Origin of the sequence: Mesorhizobium sp. M4A.F.Ca.ET.090.04.2.1 (genome assembly GCF_003999085.1) — a bacterium.
GTDB lineage: Bacteria > Pseudomonadota > Alphaproteobacteria > Rhizobiales > Rhizobiaceae > Mesorhizobium.
This window is the reverse complement of the sequence record NZ_RZOT01000776.1, coordinates 1-1,865: the sequence shown is the minus strand read 5'-3', so window position 1 is coordinate 1,865 and position 1,865 is coordinate 1. Positions and strand designations below refer to the sequence as shown.

The 1,865-nt window shown below is 64.9% G+C and carries 2 protein-coding genes; both read right to left on the bottom strand.

Going from position 1 to position 1,865, the window contains the following annotated elements:
• Positions 1-621 (bottom strand): molybdopterin cofactor-binding domain-containing protein (locus tag EN781_RS35900; protein ID WP_145965755.1); only part of this gene is annotated, 621 nt, incomplete at its 3' end.
• A gap of 1 nt (position 622) precedes the next feature.
• The coding region (locus EN781_RS35895) for a xanthine dehydrogenase family protein molybdopterin-binding subunit (RefSeq protein ID WP_145965754.1) at positions 623-1,865 on the bottom strand (1,243 nt) is incomplete at its 5' end.

Sequence of the window (1,865 nt, the reverse complement as noted above, 5' to 3'; positions counted from 1 at the left end):
GTTGAGCACCGTCACTTCGCCCGTCTCGTCGTCGACCTCGACCTCGGCCACCGTGCAGGCATGCGCGTAGCAGGTCGACGGCTTCATCGCGCCGGTCTCCTTCTCCGGATAGGAGCGCGGGATCAAGAACATGCCGCGCCCAGAGATCGAGCGGCCGCGCTTGAAATGCGCCGACAGCGCAACGTCGAAGATCGAAATCGATTTCTGCGGCGCGCCCTTCACCAATACGTTGCCTTGGCCGTCGGTTTCGAGGTCCGAGGCGTTGACTTCCAGCTCTTCCGCCGCCACTTCCAGCATCACCTGGCGAGCTTCCCTCGCAGCCTGGATGACGGCGTTGCCGGCGCGATGCGTGCCGCGCGAGGCGAAGGTGCCCATGCAGTGCGGCCCGGTGTCGGTATCGGCGGTGTCGACGATGACGCGGTCGGTCGGCACGCCGATGGTCTCGGCGCAGATCTGCGCCATGATCTGTTTCATGCCCTGGCCGAGATCGACGCTGGAAAGGGTGACCATAAAATTGCCGGTCGGGGTCGAATGAACCAGCGCCTGGGTCGGGTCGCCGCCGAGATTCATGCCGGTCGGATAGTTGATCGCGGCGACGCCGCGTCCGCGCCGTATCGCCATCTCAGCCTCCCTTCCTGTAGGACGACATCGCCATGTATTTCTCCGCCACCGGCCAGTTGGCGGCGCGCGAGGCTTCCTGCATGCACTCGATCAGCGCCGCGCCCTCGGTCGGCTGGCGATGCGCCTTCATGTCGCCGTCGCGGTAGGCATTGATGAAGCGGAACTCGAGCGGGTCCATGCCGATCAGCCGCGCCAGCTTGTCCATCTGCACTTCCAGCGCAAAGTCGCCGATAGTGACGCCGAAGCCGCGCATGGCGGAGGAGGGGGTGCGGTTGGTGTAGACGCAATAAGTGTCGATCCAGACATTGGGGATCGTGTAGGGCCCGGGATAGTGCGCCGCACCCTTCTGAGCGCCATAGGGCGAATGGCGGGAGTACGCGCCGGCATCGGTGTAGCCGGTGACCTTGCGGGCAACGATGCGGCCATCCTTCATGACGCCGTCCTTTATGACGACCTTCTCGGCAGCGCGGGGCGACGAGATCTGCATCTCCTCCTCGCGGCTGTAGATAAAACAGACCGGTCGTCCGGTAAACTTTGCGCCGAGGATGGCGATCGGCTCGACGATGACGTCGACCTTGCCGCCGAAGCCGCCGCCGACCGTGCCACCGACGAAATGGAGCTTGCTGCCGGGCATCTGCAGAATGATCGAGGCGTTGTCGAGGGTGAAGAACATCGCCTGCGTGTTGGTGTAGCAGGTGAAGCGGTCGTTGCCCTCGGGCGCGACCACACAGCCGGTGGTCTCGGTCGGCGCATGCTCGATCGGCGAGGACTGGTAGGTCTGCTCGAGGATGTGGTCGGCCTCGGCAAAGCCCGCCTCGACATCGCCGAAGCGCACCTTGCGGCACTCGCCGCTGTCATACAGGTAGTGGTTCTGGCCGTGGTACTCGTTGACGAGCGGCGCGCCGGGCTTCAGCGCCTCCTCCATGTCGAAGACGGCCGGCAGCACCTCGTAGTCGACCTTGACCTTGGCAGCTGCCTCCTGCGCCGCGCGCTCGGTCTCGGCCAGCACCGCCACCACCGCCTCGCCCTTCCAGCGCACCTTGCCGTCGGCGAGCACTGTTTCGTCCTCGGGGCCGATCTGGATCAGGATCAGGATGGTGTAGACATTGTGCGGCACGTCCCTGGCGGTGAGGATCTTCATCACGCCGGGATGCTTCTCCGCCTCCGAGATGTCGATCGAGCGGATGCGGGCGTGATGGTGCGGGCTGCGTACCATCTTCAGATGCAGCATGCCTGGGACTGTC